Origin of the sequence: Streptomyces sp. NPDC012769 (assembly GCF_042901205.1) — a bacterium.
Lineage (GTDB): Bacteria > Actinomycetota > Actinomycetes > Streptomycetales > Streptomycetaceae > Streptomyces.
In genome coordinates this window covers 249,104-268,842 of the sequence record NZ_JBIBCP010000007.1, presented here as the reverse complement: position 1 = coordinate 268,842, position 19,739 = coordinate 249,104, and the positions used below count along the sequence as shown (strand labels likewise).

The window sequence follows — 19,739 nt, the reverse complement described above, 5'->3', positions numbered from 1 at the left end:
CGCGTCACTGTCAGAGGGGGCGGGTAGGCTCGACAACAAGATGACAGAGGACCTCACACCAGCCGAGGCGTACGCGGCTGCCCGCGCCCGCAACGCGGAGCAGGCCACCGCGCTGGCCCCCTTCCGCGAGATGTACGACTTCGGTCTGGACCCCTTCCAGATCGAGGCATGCCAGGCCCTCGAAGCGGGCAAGGGCGTGCTCGTCGCCGCTCCCACCGGCTCCGGCAAGACCATCGTCGGCGAGTTCGCCGTCCACCTCGCCCTGCTCCAGGGCCGCAAGTGCTTCTACACCACGCCCATCAAGGCGCTCTCCAACCAGAAGTACGCCGACCTCGTCCGGCGGTACGGCCACGCCAAGGTCGGCCTGCTCACCGGCGACAACAGCGTCAACGGCGACGCCCCGATCATCGTGATGACCACCGAGGTCCTCCGCAACATGCTCTACGCGGGGTCCCAGGCGCTCTCCGGCCTCGGGTACGTCGTCATGGACGAGGTGCACTACCTCTCCGACCGCTTCCGCGGCGCCGTCTGGGAAGAAGTGATCATCCACCTCCCGGAGTCCGTGACCCTCGTGTCGCTCTCCGCGACCGTGTCGAACGCCGAGGAGTTCGGCGACTGGCTCGACACCGTCCGCGGCGACACCGAGGTCATCGTCTCCGAGAGCCGCCCCGTGCCGCTGTGGCAGCACGTCCTGGCCGGCCGGCGGATGTACGACCTCTTCGAGGAGGAGACCGACCACGGCGGCCGCGGCGCCACCCGCCGCGAGGTCAACCCCGACCTGCTGCGCCTGGCCCGCACCGAGAACTCCCGCACGTACAACCCGCGCGAGCGGCGCCGCGGCAAGATGGTCCGAGAGGCCGACCGCGAGCGCGAGCGGCGCGCCCGCTCCCGCATCTGGACCCCCGGCCGGCCCGAGGTCATCGAGCGGCTCGACGCCGAGGGGCTGCTACCCGCCATCACCTTCATCTTCAGCCGGGCCGGCTGCGAGTCCGCCGTCCAGCAGTGCCTCTACGCCGGCCTTCGGCTCAACGACGACGAGGCACGCCGGCGCGTCCGCGAGATCGTCGAGGAGCGCACCGCCAGCATCCCCCGCGAGGACCTCCACGTCCTCGGCTACTACGAGTGGCTCGAAGGGCTCGAGCGCGGCATCGCCGCCCACCACGCCGGCATGCTCCCGACCTTCAAGGAAGTCGTCGAGGAGCTCTTCGTCCGCGGCCTCGTCAAGGCCGTCTTCGCCACCGAGACCCTGGCGCTCGGCATCAACATGCCGGCCCGCACGGTCATCCTCGAGAAGCTCGTCAAGTGGAACGGGGAGCAGCACGCCGACATCACTCCCGGCGAATACACCCAGCTCACCGGCCGGGCCGGCCGCCGCGGCATCGACGTTGAGGGCCACGCCGTCGTCCTGTGGCAGCGCGGCATGGACCCCGGCCACCTCGCCGGCCTCGCCGGCACCCGCACCTACCCGCTGCGCTCCAGCTTCAAGCCGTCGTACAACATGGCGGTCAACCTGGTCGACCAGTTCGGCCGGCACCGCTCGCGCGAGCTGCTCGAGACCTCCTTCGCCCAGTTCCAGGCCGACCGCTCGGTCGTCGGCATCTCCCGGCAGGTCCAGAAGAACGAGGAAGGCCTCCAGGGCTACCGGGACGGCATGACCTGCCACCTCGGCGACTTCGAGGAGTACGCGCGGCTCCGCCGCGACCTGAAGGACCGCGAGACCGAGCTGGCCAAGCAGGGCGCCGCCCAGCGGCGAGCCCAGGCCGCCGCCTCCCTGGAGCGGCTCAAGCCCGGCGACGTCATCCACGTCCCCACCGGCAAGTTCGCCGGCCTCGCCCTGGTCCTCGACCCCGGCGTCCCGGCCGGCCGCACCAACGGGCACCGCGGTTTCGAGCACCACGACGGACCCCGACCGCTCGTCCTGACCGCCGAGCGGCAGGTCAAGCGCCTCGCCTCGATCGACTTCCCGGTCCCGGTCGAACCGCTGGAGCGGATGCGCATCCCCCGGTCCTTCAACCCGAGGTCGCCGCAGTCCCGCCGCGACCTCGCCTCCGCGCTGCGCAGCAAGGCCGGACACATCAACCCCGAGCGCCACCACAAGCAGCGCTCCGCCGCCGCCGACGACCGCCAGATCGCCCGGCTGCGCACCGAGATCCGCGCCCACCCGTGCCACGGCTGCGACGAGCGCGAGGACCACGCCCGCTGGGCCGAGCGCTACCACCGGCTGCAGCGCGACACCCGGCAGCTGGAGCGGCGGATCGAGGGCCGCACCAACACCATCGCCCGCACCTTCGACCGGATCGTCGCGCTCCTCACCGAGCTCGACTACCTCCGCGACGACCAGGTCACCGACGACGGCAAGCGACTCGCCCGGCTCTACGGCGAGCTCGACCTGCTCGCCAGCGAGTGCCTGCGCGAAGGCGTGTGGGAGGGGCTCAACCCGGCCGAGCTGGCCGCCTGCGTCTCCGCGCTCGTCTTCGAGGCCCGCCAGTCCGATGACGCCGTCGCGCCGAAGCTGCCGACCGGCAGGGCCAAGGCGGCGCTCGGCGAGATGGTGCGGATCTGGGGACGCCTCGACGCCCTGGAGGAGGAGTTCAAGCTCCACCAGGCGGAAGGCGTCGGACAGCGCGAGCCGGACCTCGGCTTCGCCTGGGCCGCCTACCAGTGGGCCTCCGACAAGGGGCTCGACGAGGTGCTGCGCGAGGCCGAGATGCCGGCCGGCGACTTCGTCCGCTGGTGCAAGCAGGTCATCGACGTCCTCGGCCAGATCGCGGCCGCCGCGCCCCGGGAGAACAGCACGGTGGCGAAGAACGCCCGCAAGGCCGTGGACAGCCTGCTCAGGGGTGTCGTCGCCTACAGCTCCGTGGGCTGACGGCCCCGCAGAGGACTGTCCACAGGGGGTTATCCACAGGGGTGGCGAAGGTGCGGTTCCTTCCGCTTCCATGAACTCGTACAGCAGAACGAGTACTTGGGGCAGCACCACGCACCTCCTGCGGAAGGAAACGCACGTGACCACGCAAGCCGGTCCGTCCGCCGTCGTCACCACGACGGCGGACGGACGGACGACCGCACCGGGACCCCGAGGCGTCCCCGTGCTGGGAAACCTTCCGGAGTTCGGCAAGGACCCGCTCGCCTTCTTCGAACGGCTGCGTGAGCGCGGAGACTTCGTCCGCTGGCGCTTCGGCCGCACCCCGGCCCTCTTCATCGCCCACCCCGAGACCGTCGGTGAACTCCTCACCGAGGTGGAGCGGACCTTCGACCAGCCCGACCTGGGCATCGCCTTCCGCACCCTGCTCGGCGACGGCGTCGTGGTCTCCAAGGGCACCGACTGGCGGCGCAAGCGCTCCCTCGTCCAACCCTCCGTCCGGCCCCGCCAGGTCAAGTCCTACGCGGCCACCATGGCCGAGTGCGCCGTCGATCTGGCCGAGCGGTGGACCGACGGGCAGCGCGTCGACATCAAGCGGGAGATGGCCGCCCTCACCCAGCTCATCGCCGTCCGTACCATCTTCGGCGTCGACACCGCGGCCGACGCCGAAGCCATCGGCCGCGCCATGGACGTCGCCCAGCAGGAGATCGGCGCCGAGTTCAGCGGGATCGGCGCGATCCTGCCCGACTGGGTCCCCACCCCCGGACGGGCCCGGATCAAGCGGGCCACCGCCGTCATCGACGCCGAGGTGTCCCGGGTCGTCGCCCGCCACCGCGACGGTGACCGGGAGCGACCCGACCTGCTCAGCCGGCTCCTCGCCGCCCAGGACGAGACCGGCGCCCACCTCTCCGACCGGGAGATCCGCGACGAGACCGTCACCCTGTACATCGGCGGGCACGAGACCACCAGCTCCACCCTCGTCTGGGCCTGGTATCTCCTCTCCCGCAACCCGCGCGTCCAGGAGGCACTCGGCGCCGAGCTCGACCAGGTGCTCGGCGACCGCGACCCCGGCTTCGACGACTACGCCGAACTGACCTACACCCAGGCCGTGGTGAAGGAGACCCTGCGGCTCTACCCCACCATCTGGCTGATCACCGGCATCGCGAAGGAGGGCGCCACCCTCGGCGGCGCCCCGGTGCCGCCCGGCACGCGGGTCTGGAGCAGCCAGTGGGTCACCCACCGGGACGGGCGGTGGTACCGGGACCCGCTGGAGTTCCGGCCCGAGCGGTGGACGAGCGAGGCGGAGGAGATACCCGAATACGCCTGGTACCCGTTCGGGGGCGGGCCCCGCGTCTGCCTGGGCACCCGCTTCGCCATGGTCGAGGCGGTCCTGGTGCTGGCCGTGCTGGCCCGCCGCTTCCGCCTCGACGTCGACGCCGGGGAGATACGCCCGGTGCCGGCGCTGACGCTGCAGCCGGACCGGGACGTGCGGGCGACGGTGCGGGCGCGGTAGGGGCGCCGGCTGCGGCGGGGCCGTGGCCGTGGCCGTGGGCTGCGGGAGGTGCGCGCTGACGCCGGTCGAAGCGTGGCTCGCGGTGGGCGCGCGTTGAGGGCAGGCCGAGGCGTGGGCCGCGGTGAGCGTGCGCTGAGGGCAGGTCGAGGCGTGTGCTGCGGTGGGCGTGCGCTGAGCGGGGGCCGAGGCGGGTCAGACCAGGGCGAGCGCCAGCTCGCGGAGGTCCTCGGCCCGCAGGACCCGCTCGCCGAACCCCGGCAGGGGGACGTGCAGGGCGGCCGTCCAGCGGGCCGGTATGCCCTCCGGGCCGTGGACGGCACCGGCGAGCATGCCGGTCACGGCGGCGACGGTGTCGGTGTCACCCCCCAGGTCGATCGCCGCGGCGACGGCGTCCTCGTACGAGGTGGTGGTGCGCAGCGCCCACAGCGCGGAGCCGAGGCAGGGCCAGACGGCGCCGTTGAACTCCGTGGCGTCCTCCGGCCGCCAGTCGGGAGCGAGGACGACCGCCCACCGCTCCCGGTGGCGTTCCGCGACGTCACCGAGCACATCGGACACCACGGCGAGCGGGTCCCCGCCAAGCAGTGCCACTCGCACCAGTTCGTGCAGCACCGCGGTTCCTTCCCACGCGGCGGCGTCCCCGTGGGTGAGGGCGGCGATCCGCCGGGCCGCGTCCATCGTGGCGGCGCGGCCGGCGGAGGCAAAGTGCACGGCGGGGGTGGCGGCCCGCATCAGCGAACCGTTGCCCGCGCCACGGCCGTTCAGCCGGAAGTGCAGGGCGGCGGCGGTGTCCCAGGGGTCGTCGCCGAGCAGCACGGCCTCGGTCTGGAGCCCGATGTCCTTGGGCTCGGCCTCGGCCCAGCGGCGGAACCGGGCGAAGACGTCCGCCGGATCGAGCCCGCCCCGTTCGAGGAGCGACTCCCCGACGAGCACGGCCATCTGCGTGTCGTCGGTGGCCTCACCGGCCTCCCATCCGCCGCCCCCGCACATCTCGCCCGCCCCGACCGGGAACCGCTCGCGGAACACCCCGGGAAGCCCGAACTCGAAAGGAGCGCCCAGGGCGTCCCCCACGGCCGACCCCAACACGGCCCCCACGGCCCGCTCCTCGTATCGCATGGCGTCAGGCTAGGGGCCGGCCAGGCCGGGCGGACACGGGTTTTCCGGCGCTGCGCAAGGCCCTGATCGGAAGGAAGAGGAGGAGCGCGAAAGGCGAGAGCAGGACGGTGAGGACGAGCAGCGGGCCCATCAGACAGGGGGAGATGCCGAGGCGTCGGCCCTCGCGGTACATCCACTGCCCGAGGAGGAGGTCCCAGGCGATGACCTGCGCCCAGATCGCCCCGGCGCCGTTCGCCAGGGCGGTGAGGTCACGGAAGGTGTCGATGTCGGGGCTGCTGACCGCTGCCCAGAGTTCGGGAAGGACGGGCGCGGCGAGGACCAGGTAGACGGCCAGGACCGGCAGGACGGTGAGCGGCGAGGCCGCGATCCGGTCCGTGAGCCGACGGCCCGGCGCGAAGATCATCAGCAGCCAGACCGGTGCCGCGAGGAGGAAGGAGAGCTCGAAGAGAAGGCCGGTCATGCTCCGAGCTCCTGACGAGAGGCGGAGGCGGAGGTGGGGGTGGGGGTGGGGGTGGAGGGGGAGGGGGAGGGGGAGCGGAGGGCCAGTGCGGTGGCCGCGGCGGTGAGGAGGGCGACGGCGCCGGCCGCGGTGAGGGTCAGGCCGTCGGGGGAGAGGAGCGGCTGGCCGCGCAGTGCCTGCCAGGTGAGCAGGAGGAATCCGGCGGCGTACGCGGCGGACGCGACCAGGACCACCCGCAGCCGGATCCGGTCGTCGGCGAGCCGGACGAACCGCGGGGCGAGGGCGGACAGCAGGAGCAGGACCAGCGGAACCAGCTGGAGCGCGTGCATGCCGAAGAAGTGGGCGATGCGCAGGTCGCCGCCGGTGGTGGACCAGCCGGTGAGGGGCATGCCGGGCCCGCCGTCGGGGACGCCGACGCTGTGCGCGCCGACGATCGCCGGGTCGTCCTGCGCGAGTTGCTCCGGCGTCGGCCGGACCATGGCGAAGCCGATGGCGGCACCGGCGAGGGCGATCAGGGAGGAGAGCCGCACGGCCCAGGCGGTGGCGCGGTCCAGGATGCGGGCGCGCAGCAGCAGGACCGCGATGGCGAGGGCGGCCAGCCAGAGGACGACGACGGTGATGCCCATGGCGTCGAAGAGGGCGGAGTCGAAGGGCGTCGCGTGGTTGAAGTGGCTCTGCTTCCCCCGGACGACCTGGGTGGTGATCAGCACCATCTCGCCGAGGCTCGCGGCGGTGACGACCGTGCCCGCCCACCAGCCGACACGCCGGGCGCGGGCGCCGGGGAGGAGGGAGAGCATCCAGGCGAGGGTGAGTGCGTAGGCGACGAACGAGACCGAGAACTTGAAGGGCTTGGCCCAGATGGGCGCGCCGACCAGCACGCGGTCGTCGAGGACGAGCCCGGCGGCGGAGACGAGCGCCAGGGCTGCCATGGAGGCGGCGAACCAGACCAGGGGCCGGTGGAGTGAGCGGAGCTGAGGTGCCGAGGACATGGCTGATCCCCCCGTGGGATGCGCGGGAGCGCAGAATGGATAGTGGCGCTTGCTGCTATCTGATAGTGCCACTATCTATGATGGGGGTGCCGGTCGGCAAGGCCGGAGCACGACCGGAAAGGTGAACCCACGGTGCGCATCGGAGAGTTGAGTCGCAGGGCCGGAGTGTCCGTGCCGACGATCAAGTACTACGTACGGGAGGGGCTGCTGCCGGCCGGCCGGTTGACGAGCCCGAACCAGGCCTCGTACGAGGAGCTCCATGTACGGCGGCTCCGCCTGATCCGTGCCCTGCTCGACGTCGGCGGCCTGTCCGTCGCCGGCGTCCGCGAGGTCATCGCGGCGGTCGACGACCCGGAGCGGTCGGTGCACAAGATGCTGGGCACGGCGGCCGACCGCGTGGTGCCGCGCTACGAGCACCCGGGGGACGAGCCGGAGGACTCACTCGTCGCCGCGCGTGCGGCGGTCGCCGATCTGCTCGCCCGTCGAGGCTGGCACGCCTATCCCGAGGCCCCGGCCGCCGAGGCCCTCGCCGTCGCCCTGGCCGCCCTCGACGACGTCGGCCACGGCGGCTTCGCCGAGGTCCTCGACGACTACGCCGACGCGGCCGAGCGCGTGGCCCGGACGGACCTCGACTACGTGGCCCGCAACGTCGACCGCGAGGAGCTCGTCGAGAGCGTGGTCGTGGGCACCGTCCTCGGCGACGCGATGTTCGCCGCCCTCCGCCGGCTCGCCCACATCGACGCCTCCGACCGCCTCTTCGGCACGGAACGCTGAGCCTTGGGGCGCGGTCCCGGGGGCCGGTCCCGGGGGCCGGCCGCTCGGCAGCGGGGCGCTGCCCCGCCGCCCCCGCCCGGGCCTTCACCGCCCCGGGCGGCCTCGTGGCCCGGGTCCGCACCGGCCCCTGTCTTCACCCCCCTGGGTGGTCGGCCTCATGGCCCAGGCCCGGTGCGGGCCGTTCGCCGCGTGGTTCGCGTCGGGTGGTCGGATCGCCTCGCCCGGCCTGGTCGCGGTCGCCCCAAGCCTCCGACGCTGCGCTGCCAGGTTCGCCCCGGGGGCCCCTCGCCCCGTCCCGGGTGGCCGTCCCTCATCGCCTGGGGCTCGCTCGCCCCAGCCTGGTCCTGGTAGCCCAAGCCCCCGACCCTTCGCCGCCCGGTACGCGTCGCGTGGTCGGATCCCCTCGCCGCGGCCCTTCGCTGCCTGCCCGGTTCGCCGGGCCGTCGGTCCGCCCCGGGCCCTTCGCCGCCCGGTTCGCGTCGGGTGGTCGGATCGCCTCGCCCGGCCTGGTCCTTACCGCACTGGCCTCGTCGCCCAGGCTCGCCCCCGGCCCTTCGCCGCCCGGTTTGCCCCCGGGCGGGATCGGGCCCCTCGCCCGGTCTTGGTCCGGCCCTTCGTCGCCCGCGCGGTCGGATCGCCGTTCCCGCCCAGACTCTCGGCCGCCGCTCAGGGGCCGCATGCTCGACGCCCGAGGGGGCGGGAGTCGTCGGCTCCCGCCCCCTCGGGCGTTGTTCCGCGTCGTGTCTGTGCGCGGGTCAGTTCTCCTGCTCGCGCTCGACCTGCTCGTTCCACTCGCGCTTGATCGCGCGCCAGGCCTCGTCGGTCTTGCCGAGGCGCCAGTAGCCGGAGATGGAGAGCCGCTCGCGCGGGACCTGGCGGTCCTGGCGCAGGTGGCGGCGGAGCTCCTTCACGAAGCCGGCCTCGCCGTGGACGAAGGCGTGGACGTCGCCGGCGGGGAAGTCCAGGGAGCGGACGGCCTCGATCAGCGCCTCGCCCGCGGGGCGGGAGCCACGGTGCAGCCAGGTGACGTCGACGCCCGCCACGGTCGCGAACTTCTGCTCCTCGGACGTGTCCGCGACCTCCACGAAGGCGTGCACGACGGCACCCTCCGGCAGCCGCTCCAGTGCGACCGCGATGGCCGGCAGGGCGCTCTCGTCGCCGACCAGGAGGTGCCAGTCGGCGGCCTCGTCCGGGGCATAGCCGCCGCCGGGGCCGAGGAGGCGCACGGTGTCGCCCGGCCGCGCCCGCGCCGCCCACGGGCCGGCCAGACCCTCGTCGCCGTGGACCACGAAGTCGACGGTCAGTTCGCGGTGGAGCGGGTCCCAGGCCCGTACCGTGTACGTCCGGGTGGTCGGCCACTGCTCGCGCGGGAACTCCGCGCGGATCCGCTCCATGTCGAACGGCTCCGGGTAGCTCACGCCCTCCGGCGCGAACAGCAGCTTCACGTAGTGGTCGGTGTGCTCGCCGACCTCGAAGGCCTGCAGTCCTGGGCCGCCGAGCACGAGGCGCACCATGTGCGGGGTGATCCGCTCCGTGCGCACCACCTGGGCCTCGTGAGCCCTGGGTGCCTTGCGTGCGGGCGCTTCTGCCACGACGGTCTCCCGTTCCGGGTAATTACTTAGGTTTGCCTAAGTTAGCATCCCGGAACGGGGGCGGCCCAGAGGGCCCCGCCGCCGGGGCCGCTCAGCGCTCCAGAACCGGCAGCAGCCGGCCCACCGCCCCGCCGAGCCCCCATCGCTCCACCAGACCGGCCAGGGCGGCCGGGTCGCGGGGCGCCTTGGGGAGCGCGGCGGAGAACTCCGGCAGCGGCACGTCCCGCGCCACCCGGACCACGGCCGGGGCCACGTCCAGATACGCCGCCGCCTCCACGATGCCCCGCCGCTTCGCCGGGGTGAGCCTCGACGTCCGGTCGACCGCCGCCGCCCGGACGCCCGCCAGGTCCCCGTACTCCGTGATCAACTGCGCCGCCGTCTTCTCGCCGATGCCCTTCACGCCCGGCAGCCCGTCGCTGGTGTCGCCGCGCAGCGCCGCCATGTCCGCGTACTGGTCCGGTCGCACCCCGTACTTCGTACGGATCAGCTCGGCGTCCACCAGATCGCAGTCGCCGACGCCCTTGCGCGGATACAGCACCCGCACCCCGCGCTCGTCGTCCACCAACTGGAACAGGTCCCGGTCGCCGGTGACGATGTCCACCGGGCCCTCCGCACGCTCCGTCAGCGTGCCGATCACGTCGTCCGCCTCGAATCCGGCCGCGCCGACCCGGGCGATGCCCAGTGCTTCGAGCACCTCGACGATCACCGGGACCTGCGGTGACAGCGTGTCCGGGACCTCCTCCACGTCCGGGCCGGTCGGCGTCTCCACGGCCACCCGGTGCGCCTTGTACGAGGGAATGAGGTCCACCCGCCACTGCGGACGCCAGTCGTCGTCCCAGCACGCCACCAGGTCGTCGGGACGGTGGTCCTGGACCAGCCGGCCGATGAAGTCGAGGAGACCGCGCACGGCGTTCACGGGCGTGCCGTCCGGCGCCCGGACCGAGTCCGGCACGCCGAAGTACGCGCGGAAGTAGAGGCTGGCGGTGTCGAGGAGCATCAGGCGTCGCGTCACACCCCGATCATGCCGCACCCCACCGACACCCCCGGCCCGATCACCGGAGACCCCCCGACACGCCTCGTCACCCCCACCCCACCCTCGTCACCCCCGCCCCACCCTCGTCACCCTCGCCCCACCTACGATTCCGCCCGACCCACCCACGACACCCCCCGCACCCTCCACACCCTCCACACCCACGACCATGGTCACCCTCCGCGTGACACCGGTCACCTTCGCGTTTCCCCCGTACGAGCCCGGGCAGGCGCGAGCCCGGAGTGGACCCGGTACGGGATTCAACGATTCGAGCCGAACGAGAATCCCCGTACGTGACGGGCGACGCGGACCGATCCCGCCCCGCTCCACGGCCCGGCTGCGGGGTTGGGGGCCCCACCAGGACGAAGTCCTAGGGGGGTGGGCCGTTTTCGTTGCTATCCGTGAGGTGTATGTGTCCAGGCTCCAGGCCGATCACCTGTACAAGGTGTTCGGCAGGCGACCCGACGAGGCCGTCCGTAAACTCGCTGCCACCGACGAGACCGCAGCCGACCGCGACGCCCTGCGCGCGGACGGGACGACGGCGGCCGTGATCGACGCCTCCTTCGTCGTCGAACCCGGCCAGATCTTCGTCGTCATGGGTCTCTCCGGCTCGGGCAAGTCCACCCTGCTGCGCATGCTCAACGGCCTGCTCACCCCCACCGCGGGCCGCGTCCTCCACGACGGCCGCGACCTCACCGCGCTCTCCCCCCGCGAGCTGCGCGAGGTCCGGTCCAAGAAGATCAGCATGGTCTTCCAGCACTTCGCGCTCTTCCCGCACCGCAGCGTCCTCGAGAACGCCGCCTACGGACTCGAGGTCCAGGGCGTCCCGCGCGCCGAGCGCGAGCGGCGGGCCACCGAGGCCCTGGAGCTGTGCGGCCTCGCCGGCTGGGAGAAGTCCTGGCCCGACGAGCTGTCCGGCGGCATGCAGCAGCGCGTGGGACTCGCCCGCGCCCTCGCCACCGACGCCGACCTGCTCCTCATGGACGAGTCGTTCAGCGCCCTCGACCCGCTGATCCGCCGGGACATGCAGGACCAGCTGCTCGTCCTGCAGCAGAAGCTGAAGAAGACCATCGTCTTCATCACCCACGACCTCAACGAGGCCATGCGGCTCGGCGACCGCATCGCCGTCATGCGCGACGGCCGGATCGTCCAGCTCGGCACCGCCGAGGACATCCTGGTGCGCCCCGCCAACGACTACGTCGCCTCCTTCATCCAGGACGTCGACCGCACCCGGGTGCTCACCGCCGCCGCCGTCATGACCGACGGCACCGTCGCGCCCGAGGACTGCCCGCCCGGCTGCGGCTGCCGGCCCGTCGCCCCGGAGACCCCGCTCACCGAGCTGTGCACCGTCTCCGCGCGCTCCCTGCACCCGATCCCCGTCGAGAACGCCGACGGCGAGGTCCTCGGCGTCGTCGCCCAGGACCGCCTCCTCGGCGTCATGGGCGGCCTCGACGTCGACATCCACCCCGGAACCCGCACCGTCAGCAGCACCCGCCCCGACGGCACCCGGCCCGACGCCACCCGCCCCGACGCCACCCGCGCCGACGCCACCCGCATCCCCGCCCAGGCCCAGAACGGCCCCGACGGCGATACCCGCGCCGACGGCGATGCCCGCCCCGACACGAAGGAGGTGACCACCGATGCCTAGGCTCCCCCTCGGCCAGTGGGTCGACAGCACCGTCGACTGGCTCCAGGCCCAGCTCTCCTGGCTCTTCGACGCCGTCACCACCGTCGTCACCGGTCTCTACGACGGCATCGACGCCGTCCTGTCCGCACCCCAGCCGCTGCTCTTCGCCGGCATCCTCGCCGTCGTCGCCTGGTGGCTGCGCGGCCTCACCGCCGGTGTCCTCGCCTTCGCGGGCTTCGCCCTCGTGGACTCCATCGAGCTGTGGGACGACGCGATGGCGACCCTCTCGCTCGTCCTCGTCGCCACCCTCGTCACCCTCGTGATCGCCGTACCGCTCGGCATCTGGGCGGCCCGCTCCAAGACCGTCAGCGCCGTCCTGCGCCCGGTCCTCGACTTCATGCAGACCATGCCGGCGATGGTCTACCTCATCCCCGGCATCATCTTCTTCGGCGTCGGCGTGGTCCCCGGCATCATCGCCACCATCGTCTTCGCCCTGCCGCCCGGCGTGCGCATGACCGAACTCGGCATCCGCCAGGTCGACGGCGAACTCGTCGAGGCCGCCGAAGCCTTCGGCACCACCCCGCGCAACACCCTGCTGCGCGTCCAGCTGCCGCTCGCGCTGCCCACGATCATGGCCGGCGTCAACCAGGTGATCATGCTCGGCCTGTCCATGGTCGTCATCGCCGGCATGGTCGGCGGCGGCGGACTCGGCGGCGCCGTCTACCGCGCCATCGGCAACGTCGACATCGGCCTCGGCTTCGAGGCCGGCATCTCCATCGTCATCCTCGCCATGTACCTCGACCGGATGACCGGAGCCCTCGGCCGCCAGGTCTCCCCGCTCGGCCGCCGCGCCGCCGCCAAGGCCCGCGCCGCGACCGCCGCCCGCGCCGGCGCCAAGATCTGGAGCCACCGCCCGCAGCCCGTCACCGCCCTCGTCGGCGTCGTCGTCCTCGCGCTCGTCGCCGGCGGCATGGGATTCCTCGGCGGCGGCGGAGCCTCCTCCACCACCGCGTCCGGCACCGACACCGGCCACGGCAAGAAGATCAGCCTCGGCTACATCCCGTGGGACGAGGGCATCGCCTCCACCTTCCTCTGGAAGGAACTCCTGGAGCGCCGCGGCTACGAGGTCGACACCAAGCAGCTGGAGGCCGGCGCCCTCTACACCGGGCTCGCCGGCGGCCAGATCGACTTCCAGACCGACGCCTGGCTGCCCGTCACCCACGCCCAGTACTGGGAGAAGTACCGCAACAAGCTCGAAGACCTCGGCTCCTGGTACGGCCCCACCTCCCTGGAGCTCACCGTCCCCTCGTACATGAAGGACGTGAACACCCTCGCCGACCTCAAGGGCAAGGCCGGGAAGTTCGACGGCCGCATCGTCGGCATCGAGCCGAGCGCCGGAATGATGGGCATCCTCAAGGACAAGGTCCTGAAGGACTACGGCCTCGAGGGCGAGTACAAGGTCGTCGACGGCTCCACGCCCGGCATGCTGGCCGAACTCAAGCGCGCGTACGACAAGAAGGAGCCGATCGTCACGACCCTCTGGTCGCCGCACTGGGCCTACTCCACGTACGACCTCAAGAAGCTCCAGGACCCCAAGGGCAGCTGGGGCAAGGGGGACGGCGTCCACACGCTCGCCCGTAAGGGCTTCACCCAGGACAACCCCGAGGTCGGCGCCTGGCTGAAGAAGTTCAAGCTCAGCGAGAAGGAGCTCACCGGCCTGGAAGCCGTCATCCAGGAGACCGGCAAGGGCAAGGAGCAGGAAGGCGTCCGCACCTGGCTCGACCGGAACCCGGGCGTCGCGGAGCGGCTCGCCCCGCAGTAGATCCGGATGCGCTACGGAAAGATGCGCTACGGAAAGGGGTGGTCGCCGAACGTATTCGGCGACCACCCCTTTTCGCCACGACGCGAAACCCCGCCCCAAAGCTGCGTAAGGTGCAGGTAACCGACCGGTACACCCAGGCACGAGGGAGGGGGCCGACATGGACGACAAGGAGTCGCTGCGCGTGGGCGCGGCCGTCAAGAGGCGCCGCCGGGCGCTCCAGCTGACGCTGGCCGTCGTCGCCCAGCGCAGCGGCCTGTCCGTGCCCTTCCTCAGTCAGGTCGAGAACGAGCGGGCCCGCCCCAGCGACCGCTCCCTCCAGCTCGTCGCCGCTGCCCTGGAGACCACCGCCGCCGAACTGCTCGCCGCCGCCGAGGCCGCCCGCACCGTCGACGTCGTACGCTCCGACGAGGAACTGTGGGACATGCCGCCAGGCGTACGGCCCCTGGTCCGCGGCCGGCACCAGCTCCAGGCCCTGGAATTCACCGGCGAACAGGACGCCGGTCGCGAATTCCTCCACCGCAACGACGAGTTGCTGTACGTCGCCGACGGCGCCGCCGAGGTCGAGGCCGAAGGCCGCGCCTACCGTCTGGAACGCGGCGACACCCTCTACCTCTCCGGCGGCGTCCGCCACCGCTGGCGCGCCACCGCACCGGGCACCCGGCTCGTCTTCGTCTCCGTCGGCGACCACATCGAGGCCGCGGAGGCGTGAGCCGCCGCCCGCACCCCAGGGTCGTGTCCCTGGTGCCGTCGCTGACCGAGGCCGTCGCCGTCTCCGCGCCCGGCGCCCTCGTCGGCGTCACCGACTGGTGCACCCACCCCGCCGACCTGGGCGGCGCGGTACGCGTCGGAGGCACCAAGAATCCGGACGTCGCTGCCGTCGCCGCGCTCCGGCCCGACCTCGTCATCGCCAACGAGGAGGAGAACCGGGAGCCGGACCTCGCCGCCCTGCGCGCCGCCGGGCTCGACGTCCTCGTCACCGAGATCCGCACCCTCGACCAGGCGCTCGCCGAGCTCGCGCGGGTCCTCGGCGCCTGCGGGGTCCGCGACCGGCCGCGCTGGCTCGACGAGGCAGAAGCGGCCTGGGCGGCGGTGGAGCCGTGCGAGCCGCCCCGCACCGCCGTCGTGCCGATCTGGCGACGGCCCTGGATGGTCCTCGGTCGCGACACCTTCGCCGGCGACCTGCTCGCCCGGCTCGGCGTGCGCAACCTCTACGGCGACCACCCCGAGCGCTACCCGCGGGTGCCGCTCGAAGAACTGAACGCCGCCTCGCCGGACCTCGTCGTGCTGCCCGACGAGCCCTACCGCTTCACTCCCGACGACGGCCCCGAGGCCTTTCCCGGGGCCACCGCCGCGCTCGTCGACGGGCGCCACCTCACCTGGTACGGGCCCTCCCTCGTCAGCGCCCCGCGATCACTGGCCGCGGCCCTGCGAGCAGCGCACCGCTGAGCAGCCCGCGCACGGTGCGGGTGCCCGCCACCAGCCAGGCCGCGACGAGGAGCACGTACAGCCCGATCGCCAGCCACCGGAAGGCGGCAAGACCGGTGTGCAGCGCCAGGCCCTCCGCGCCCGTCACACAGGTGCCCACCGGGAACGTGAACGCCCAGAACGTCATCGCGAAACCCATGCCCCGGCGGCGGGCCCGCAGCACCAGCGCCCCGGCGAGAACCAGCCACAGCAGCGCGAAGCCCATGACCGGGACGCCGTAGAGGACGGCGAAGGCCGAGAAGGCGTGCGCGTACGAACCGGGCCCGGGCAGTGCCCCGCCGAGCGCCCCGCCGAGTGTGACGTCGGCGAACTTGTTCGCCGCGGTCGTCGACTGGCCGAGCGGGCCGAGGACCAGGAACAGGGTGGGGGTGAGGGTGAGCGGGAGAGGACCGGCGGTCACCAGCCGACCGAAGACCAGGGGCAGCATCACCAGGGTCGCCAGCAGGCTGATGCCGAACATCCCGTAACAGGCGAGGAGGAAGGTCTGCTGCACCTGGCCGGCGGGGAGATGCGGCAGCAGCAGCGGGCCGAGGGCGGCGGACACCATGGGGGCGACCACCGGAAGCAGCCACACCGGAGAGGCGCCCTCGATCCGGTGGTGCACCACCATCAGATACGGCACGGCCACCGCGGCCGCCAGGCCGATCGCCGTCCCCGCGGTGAAGAGGACCGTGTCGACGGCGATCGCGGCGGGCAGCCCGATCCAGTCCCTGCCGACGATCATCGTGCCGCCGCCCACCGCGAGCAGCGCCATGGACAGGCATCCGTAGAACGGGGCCATCGCCGGATCGAGCAGATGGGCACGGGCCTGGTCACGGTGGTGGGTCCAGTGCAGGGCGCGGGCGGCGAGCAGCGTCAGCAGCATCGCCAGGGAGAGCGCCCACACCGCCGTGCAGGCGGTGCGCAGGCCGGGCACGTCGACTGGCAGGGTCGCCCCGGCGTTGGCGACGATGGCGGTGCCCATCACCGAGGCGTACCAGTTGGGACCGAGGTGACGGACCGAGGCCCACCGTGCGCCGGGGGTGGTGGCGACGGGGGCCGGACGGGAAGGAGCGAGGGTTGCCATGGCTCGATCCTTTCGCCCTCGCAGGGCCCCGACCAGGGACTCTGCGGCTATGAGGACATAAGCTGATCTTATGAGCAGTGAGTCGAGCGACGTCGTCAGCCTTCTGTCCCACCGAGTCCCCGACCTCGGCGCGCTCGAACTGCTCCTCGCCGTCGCCCGGCACGGCAGCCTCGGCCGGGCCGCCCGCGAGGTCGGCATCACCCAGCCCGCCGCCAGCAGCCGCATCCGTTCCATGGAGCGGCAGCTCGGCGTCGCCCTCGTCGACCGCTCGCCGCGCGGCTCCCGGCTCACCGACGCCGGCGCGCTCGTGACCGACTGGGCGCGTCGGATCGTCGAGGCCGCCGAAGCCTTCGACGCGGGTGTGCAGGCGCTGCGGGGGCGGCGGGACTCGCGGCTGCGGGTCGCCGCGTCCATGACCATCGCCGAGTATCTGCTGCCGGGATGGCTCATCGCGCTGCGGGCGGACCGGCCCGACACCGCCGTCTCCCTCATGGCCGGCAACTCCGCGGCCGTCGCCGAGCGGCTCCTCGGCGGTGAGGCCGACCTCGGCTTCGTCGAGGGGCTCGCCGTGCCGGAGGGGCTCGAAGGCGCGGTCGTCGCGCACGACCGGCTGGCCGTGGTCGCCGCGCCGTCGCATCCCTGGGCCCGGCGTCGTGCCGCGCTCGATCCGGCGGAGCTGGCCGCCACGCCGCTGGTGCTGCGGGAACGCGGCTCCGGGACGCGGCAGGTGCTCGACGCGGCCCTCGCCGCACACGGGGGACTCGCCCAGCCGCTGCTGGAACTCGCCTCCACCACCGCCGTCAAGGCGGCTGCGGTCAGCGGGGCGGGACCCGCCGTGCTGAGCGAGCTCGCCGTCGCCGAGGAGCTGGCGTCGCGGCGGCTGGTGGCCGTGCCGGTGGCGGGTGTCCTGCTGCGGCGGGACCTGCGGGCCGTGTGGCCGGCGGGGCACCGGCCGACGGGGCCGGCGCGGGATCTGCTCTCGCTGACGCGGGGCTGACGCGGCGGGGTGGGTGGGGGCGCGGAGGCACGGCCCCCGCTCCCGTCCCTCGCCCCGTCCGCTCAGGCCGTCGTCGCGCTGCGGAATGTCACCTTGCCGTCGACCGTGGTGAGAACGACGGGGAGGTTGGGCAGCTCGGTCGCAGGGACCGTCAGGGGGTTGTCGGCCAGGACCGTGAGGTCGGCACGGTGGCCCGGGGCGATGCGGCCCGCCTCGTGCTCCTCGTGTGCCGCGAAGGCCGCGTTCACCGTCATGCCGCGCAGGGCCTCCAGCGCCGTCAGCGCCTGCTCGGGGGCGTGCGGGGGCAGGCTCAGGTCGCGGGTCGGGCGGCGGTGGCGGGCGCCGGCCATCACGCCGAGGGGCGGGAAGGGGGCGATCGGCCAGTCCGATCCCAGGACGACGGTCGCCCCGGAGTCCCACAGGTCCCGGCAGCGCCACGCCCGTGAGGCGCGCTCCTCGCCCAGCCGGCGCGACCAGTTGTCGGTGTGGTCGGCGCGGGTGAAGTCGCAGCAGTGGGTGGGCTGCATCGAGGCGACCACGCCCAGGTCCGCGAAGCGGTGCAGGGTGTCGTCCGGGACAGTCTCGATGTGTTCGATCCGGTGGCGAACGCCGCTGTCCTCCTGGGCCCGCGCCTTCTGTACGGCGTCGAGGGCGTGGCGTACGGCGGCGTCGCCGATGGCGTGGGTGGCGGTGGGCACCCCGGCGCGGTGCAGCTCGCCGACGATGTCGGTGTAGGCGGTCGGGTCGGGCCAGAAGGCGTGCGTCGACTCGCCGTGGCAGTCCGGGCGCTCCAGCCACGCCGTGCCGTTGTCGATCGTGCCGTCCATGAAGAGCTTCACGCCGTCCACGCGCCACAGCGCGCCGCCCGTGCCCTGCCGGGCGATCAGCGCCCGGACTCCGCCGGCGTCCGTGCCGGGCTGGCACCAGGGCGCCACGCGAAGGCGCAGGGGGAGTTCGCCGGCCTCGTCGAGCGCGGCCAGGAGGGCGAGGCTCTCGCCGTTGGCGTCCATGACGTGGCCGCCGGTCAGGCCGGCCGCGGCCATGGCGCGCAGGGCCGCGGCGAGGCGGTCGCGTCGCTCCTGGTGGGTGGGCCGGGGCGCGACGCGTTCCACCAGCTCGCAGGCGGCGTCCTCCTGGAGGAGTCCGGTCGGCCGGCCGCTCTCGTCGCAGACGACCTCAGCGGAGGCCTGGTCGAACGTGCGCGGCCCGTCGACGCCGGCGAGTTCGAGGGCGCGGCGGCTGGCGAGCGCCGAGTGGGCGTCGAAGAGGAGGAGGAAGGCGGGGACGCCGGCGAGGACGGTGTCGAAGGGGGCCGTGGAGACCGGCTGGTCGCCGAAGACGTTCGGGTCGAGGCCCCAGGCGAAGAGCCAGTCCCCGCGGTCGAGGGCGCGGACGGCGACGGCCAGCGCGTCCCGTACGTCCGCGAGGTCGGCGCACCGCGACAGGTCGAGGCCGTGGGTGAGGTCGGCGCCGGTGACGGGGTGGAGGTGGCCGTCGACCAGGCCCGCGGTGACCACCGCTCCCCTGAGGTCGATGACCTCGGTGGTGCGGTCCGCGAGGGCGCGCATCTCCCGGTCGTCGCCGAGCGCGGCGATCCGTCCGCTCTCGGACACGGCGAGCGCGGTCTCCGGGAGGAAGGTGCCGGTGCCCGGGTCGAGCAGCCGGGCGGAGGACAGGACGAGACGGGTGCGCACAGGGGCTCCAGGGCAGGGGCGGGGGAGGGTTGGGCGTGGAGAGGGGACTCAGCGGGGGAGGTCGGCGGGGAGGGCGTTCGCCTCGCGGGTCAGGGTGCCCGGGGGCAGGGACAGTTCGCGTTCCGCGGTCGTGACGGCCATCCGCAGCACCGCCTCGGGGCGGTTGCTCCGGTCGGTGTTGGCGTGGGCGCCCAGGCCGTCAAGGACGACCAGGATCATGATCGCCGCCGTACGGGGGTCCTCCGTGCGGAACTCCCCGCGGGCGACGCCGTCGCGGATCACGCCTTCGAGGCGGTCGTCCGAGGCCAGCTCCATCGTGGCGACCCGCTCGCGCAGGACCGGCCGGTAGCGGCTGAGGTGGCGGGCGTTGATCCAGAGGCGGCTGATGTCGTCGTAGGCCTCTCCGGAGGAGAGGGCGAAGTAGCGGGCGAGGTACTGCGTGGGGGTCCCGTCGGGCCGCTCGGCGGGGAGCAGCGCGTCCAGTTCGCCGGTGGCGGCGACGGCGAAGGCCTCGGCCACCAGGTCCTCCGCGGAGGGGAAGTAGTGGCTGATCAGGCCGGGGCGCACGGCGAGCTCATCGGCGATCCGGCGCAGGGTCACGCACTCCAGGCCCTCGGTGAGGGCGACGGCCGCGGCCGCCTCGACGATCTCCGCCCGGCGGGCCTCGGGGGACTTGCGAACGCGTTTGCGCGGGACGCTTGACGACATACCGGC

General features: G+C 73.3%; 16 protein-coding genes. 8 read left to right on the top strand and 8 right to left on the bottom strand.

What is annotated here, in order from left to right; translation table 11 throughout:
- Positions 1 to 40 precede the first annotated feature (40 nt).
- Together ACFY7C_RS32445 and ACFY7C_RS32440 are read left to right on the top strand one after the other, a co-directional pair.
- Positions 41 to 2,869, top strand: a complete 2,829-nt coding sequence (locus ACFY7C_RS32445) for a DEAD/DEAH box helicase (protein ID WP_389657624.1) — start codon at positions 41 to 43, stop codon at positions 2,867 to 2,869.
- Positions 2,870 to 3,005: 136 nt separating this feature from the next.
- A complete protein-coding gene (locus ACFY7C_RS32440) occupies positions 3,006 to 4,376 on the top strand; it encodes a cytochrome P450 (RefSeq protein WP_389657621.1) in 1,371 nt (456 codons plus the stop codon).
- A 192-nt stretch (positions 4,377 to 4,568) separates the two neighbouring features.
- Here ACFY7C_RS32440 and ACFY7C_RS32435 read toward each other — a convergent pair whose 3' ends face one another.
- Genes ACFY7C_RS32435 through ACFY7C_RS32425 form a run of 3 tightly spaced genes read right to left on the bottom strand, consistent with a single transcriptional unit; the run spans position 4,569 to position 6,938 of the window.
- A complete protein-coding gene (locus ACFY7C_RS32435) occupies positions 4,569 to 5,489 on the bottom strand; it encodes an ADP-ribosylglycohydrolase family protein (RefSeq protein ID WP_389657618.1) in 921 nt (306 codons plus the stop codon).
- Positions 5,490 to 5,493: 4 nt separating this feature from the next.
- Positions 5,494 to 5,949 (bottom strand): ABA4-like family protein, encoded by a 456-nt coding sequence (locus ACFY7C_RS32430; protein WP_389657615.1) that lies wholly within the window; start codon positions 5,947 to 5,949, stop codon positions 5,494 to 5,496.
- Positions 5,946 to 6,938, bottom strand: a complete 993-nt coding sequence (locus ACFY7C_RS32425) for a hypothetical protein (RefSeq protein WP_389657612.1) — start codon at positions 6,936 to 6,938, stop codon at positions 5,946 to 5,948. The genes ACFY7C_RS32430 and ACFY7C_RS32425 overlap by 4 nt, the downstream gene beginning before the upstream one ends.
- 132 nt (positions 6,939 to 7,070) lie before the next feature.
- Here ACFY7C_RS32425 and ACFY7C_RS32420 point away from each other — a divergent pair, with 132 nt between their 5' ends.
- Complete coding sequence (locus ACFY7C_RS32420) at positions 7,071 to 7,712, top strand: MerR family transcriptional regulator (protein WP_389657609.1); 642 nt, start codon at positions 7,071 to 7,073, stop codon at positions 7,710 to 7,712.
- A 755-nt stretch (positions 7,713 to 8,467) separates the two neighbouring features.
- Here the strand turns inward: ACFY7C_RS32420 and ACFY7C_RS32415 are convergent.
- Both ACFY7C_RS32415 and ACFY7C_RS32410 read right to left on the bottom strand, forming a co-directional pair.
- Positions 8,468 to 9,304, bottom strand: a complete 837-nt coding sequence (locus ACFY7C_RS32415; RefSeq protein ID WP_389657607.1) for a siderophore-interacting protein — start codon at positions 9,302 to 9,304, stop codon at positions 8,468 to 8,470.
- Positions 9,305 to 9,395: 91 nt separating this feature from the next.
- The gene (locus ACFY7C_RS32410) at positions 9,396 to 10,301 is read right to left on the bottom strand and encodes a 5'-3' exonuclease H3TH domain-containing protein (protein ID WP_389658146.1); all 906 of its coding nucleotides are present in this window, start codon (positions 10,299 to 10,301) and stop codon (positions 9,396 to 9,398) included.
- 445 nt (positions 10,302 to 10,746) lie between these two features.
- Between ACFY7C_RS32410 and ACFY7C_RS32405 the strand changes: the two genes are divergently transcribed.
- The 4 genes from ACFY7C_RS32405 (at position 10,747) to ACFY7C_RS32390 (ending at position 15,229) form a co-directional block, all read left to right on the top strand.
- On the top strand, positions 10,747 to 11,982 hold the full coding sequence (locus ACFY7C_RS32405) for a glycine betaine/L-proline ABC transporter ATP-binding protein (protein ID WP_389657604.1): 1,236 nt from the start codon (positions 10,747 to 10,749) through the stop codon (positions 11,980 to 11,982).
- On the top strand, positions 11,975 to 13,783 hold the full coding sequence (locus tag ACFY7C_RS32400; protein WP_389657601.1) for an ABC transporter permease/substrate binding protein: 1,809 nt from the start codon (positions 11,975 to 11,977) through the stop codon (positions 13,781 to 13,783). Before ACFY7C_RS32405 ends, ACFY7C_RS32400 begins: the two co-directional genes overlap by 8 nt.
- A 157-nt stretch (positions 13,784 to 13,940) precedes the next feature.
- Entirely contained in the window at positions 13,941 to 14,492 is a 552-nt protein-coding gene (locus ACFY7C_RS32395) for a helix-turn-helix domain-containing protein (protein WP_389657598.1), read from the top strand.
- A 23-nt stretch (positions 14,493 to 14,515) separates the two neighbouring features.
- Complete coding sequence (locus ACFY7C_RS32390) at positions 14,516 to 15,229, top strand: helical backbone metal receptor (protein ID WP_389657595.1); 714 nt, start codon at positions 14,516 to 14,518, stop codon at positions 15,227 to 15,229.
- Here the strand turns inward: ACFY7C_RS32390 and ACFY7C_RS32385 are convergent.
- Positions 15,180 to 16,334 (bottom strand): TDT family transporter, encoded by a 1,155-nt coding sequence (locus ACFY7C_RS32385; protein ID WP_389657591.1) that lies wholly within the window; start codon positions 16,332 to 16,334, stop codon positions 15,180 to 15,182. The two genes, ACFY7C_RS32390 and ACFY7C_RS32385, sit on opposite strands and share 50 nt — an antisense overlap.
- A 70-nt stretch (positions 16,335 to 16,404) precedes the next feature.
- Between ACFY7C_RS32385 and ACFY7C_RS32380 the strand changes: the two genes are divergently transcribed.
- Entirely contained in the window at positions 16,405 to 17,331 is a 927-nt protein-coding gene (locus ACFY7C_RS32380) for a LysR family transcriptional regulator (protein WP_389657588.1), read from the top strand.
- A gap of 62 nt (positions 17,332 to 17,393) precedes the next feature.
- Here the strand turns inward: ACFY7C_RS32380 and ACFY7C_RS32375 are convergent, their stop codons facing one another.
- On the bottom strand, positions 17,394 to 19,025 hold the full coding sequence (locus tag ACFY7C_RS32375) for an amidohydrolase (protein WP_389657585.1): 1,632 nt from the start codon (positions 19,023 to 19,025) through the stop codon (positions 17,394 to 17,396).
- A gap of 48 nt (positions 19,026 to 19,073) precedes the next feature.
- Positions 19,074 to 19,733, bottom strand: coding sequence for a TetR/AcrR family transcriptional regulator (locus ACFY7C_RS32370; protein ID WP_389657582.1), 660 nt, complete (start codon positions 19,731 to 19,733; stop codon positions 19,074 to 19,076).
- Positions 19,734 to 19,739 lie beyond the last annotated feature (6 nt).